This is a genomic window from Nocardia sp. NPDC004604, from assembly GCF_040609795.1.
In the GTDB taxonomy this organism is placed as follows: Bacteria; Actinomycetota; Actinomycetes; order Mycobacteriales; family Mycobacteriaceae; genus Nocardia.
This window is the reverse complement of record NZ_JBEXLC010000322.1, coordinates 1-2144: the sequence shown is the minus strand read 5'-3', so window position 1 is coordinate 2144 and position 2144 is coordinate 1. Positions and strand designations below refer to the sequence as shown.

The 2144-nt window shown below is 63.2% G+C and carries 2 protein-coding genes; both read right to left on the bottom strand.

The genetic code is table 11. The annotated features are described in order from the left end of the window. Window positions 1–25: 25 nt before the first annotated feature. The gene (locus ABZW16_RS43820; protein WP_354962080.1) at window positions 26–859 is read right to left on the bottom strand and encodes an IS5 family transposase; all 834 of its coding nucleotides are present in this window, start codon (window positions 857–859) and stop codon (window positions 26–28) included. 279 nt (window positions 860–1138) lie between these two features. Next, window positions 1139–2029 (bottom strand): hypothetical protein, encoded by an 891-nt coding sequence (locus ABZW16_RS43815; RefSeq protein WP_354962079.1) that lies wholly within the window; start codon window positions 2027–2029, stop codon window positions 1139–1141. Window positions 2030–2144 lie beyond the last annotated feature (115 nt).

The following is a 2144-nucleotide window of genomic DNA, read 5'->3' as shown; positions in this document are numbered from 1 at the left end:
CTAAGTGAGCGTCCGAGAACTTCGGTCATGTTCGGGTGAGGCGGCGTGACATGGTCATAATGGTGGCGATGTAGACCATGGCTTCGTGGTGGTCGGGCCGGGTTTCGTAGTCGCGTACGCAGCGGCGATGCTTGCTGATCCAGGCCAGCGTTCGTTCCACCACCCAACGGCGCGGTAGCACGACGAAGCCGGGATCGGTGCGTTTGACGATCGTCACGGCCAGGTTCAGCACTTGATGCGTCCAGTGCACCAGTCTGCCCGCATATCCGGCATCCGCCCAGGTCAGTGTGATGGTGTAGAACCGCTCCCGCAGTCTCGCCAGTAGCGGGACAGCACCGTCGCGGTCCTGGGTGCTGGCGGCGGTGACCACGACCGCCAGCAGCAGCCCCATGGTGTCGGTGGCGATGTGGCGTTTGCGACCGCCGACTTTCTTGCCGTTGTCCCATCCGCGTGATGTGGTGGGCACGGTGTCGGCGCCCCGTACCGACTGGGAGTCGATGATCGCCGCCGTCGGGCTGGGCATGCGACCGGCGCGCACCCGGATCCGATCGCGCAGTACATCGGTAATCTGTTGCCACACACCGGCTTTGGTCCACCTGCAAAAGATGTCATAGACCGTGGTCGGGGGCGGGAAGTCAGTGGGCAGCGCCCGCCAGGCGATGCCGCCACGCACCAGGTAGAAGATCGCGTCCAGCACCAAGCGGCGGGGATGTTTCTCACCACGCCCGCCCCTGCCGCCGGTATTGCCTGGTGCAGGCAGAAGCGGTTGCAGCAGCGCCCACTGCTCGTCACTGCACGAGGACGGATACGCCGGACACGGCGTCGGCGACTCACCGTGGGTCGGGCATGACGAACACAGACAACTCGGCAATACTGGCACACGAACTCCTGGTAGACCATGGTCTCGACAACCGCTGATCTACCAGGAGTTCTTCATATTCCAGCCACACCACGCCGAACCGAACATCATTGCCCTGCAATCACATTCGCAGACCCAGCACCATATAGCCGGTGGATGTCGGCGACGGCGCCGATCGGAAGATGTCCGTATCGAAGAATTTGACGCCGTGATCTTTGCTGCAGTGCAAGTATGCGTGTGCTTGATCCCAGGTCGTGCACGCAAGAAGGGATCGCACCCCTACCGGGGGCGCTCGGCGATCACGTCCATGCCATCAGCGTCGACCAGCAGCAGGCACGGAACCAGTTCGGAGCCGGTGTCCGGCGAGGTGAGCACAGCTTCCCTGATCTCTGTGGCCCGGCCCGAGCCAGCGCCCGCGATAAAGATGTCGTCCGGGCTGACCAACCCCACGATCAGCCGGTCTTCACCGACCTGACTGGCGGCCTTCTCATGGAAATCGTCGAGCAGGATCGCCGATGCCGCACAGGGACCGTCACGCTCGATGGTGGCCATAGTCCCGAGCTCCTGATCCGGGAAAACCTTGAAGGTGAGCCCACGCAACAGGTTGTCGGAGAATTCTCCGGCCAGCTCCGCGAACTCCTCCTCACTCATGGCCTCGAACCTGCTCCGCATCAGATGGGACATGCCGATCTGGCCGTTGGGCATGGTCGCAACCTTGGCGAACCCGACGTACAGCTTGCCCTCCACAAGCGGCACGGAGGCAGAAAACGGCAACGGGGCGGAGGTGCTGTGCAGGATGGGCAGCCATTCACCATCCCGCTCGGCCCGCACGATCGTCTCCTGCCCCCTCTTCTGCTGGTAGAGACCCTCGGCTTCCGCCATCACCCGCCGCGCGAACTCGAGGGCATCGGTCCAATCATCACCATCGGGGCGCTCGAAGACGTAGGTGTGTCCGGCCTCGGGGAAGGTCTCGGCCAGGAAGACCTGGTCCAGGTGGGAAGGCTGCCAAGTGCTGTGCACCTTGGTCACGTCGGAAGGCCCGATCTGCCGCTCGTGCTGAGCCTGTCGCCACGCCTGCTGGACGGAGTCCAGAGCCTGAGCGGATGCCGCACCGGTGATGAGGTCGTCGTCGCTACCATTCAGTTGAAAAACAACAACATTCATCGTCATGTCCCGTTCCACGGGCCGCGACTCTACACAGCACCCGATATCAGCACCTACACACCACCATTACCCAGCGTGGGAAGCACCTGAGCCACGCGCTGACGAGAGTTCTCGGACGCTC

Excerpts from the sequence above, each read along its gene's own strand:
- ABZW16_RS43815 (WP_354962079.1), bottom strand. The coding sequence starts at position 2,029 with ATGACGATGAATGTTGTTGTTTTTCAACTGAATGGTAGCGACGACGAC.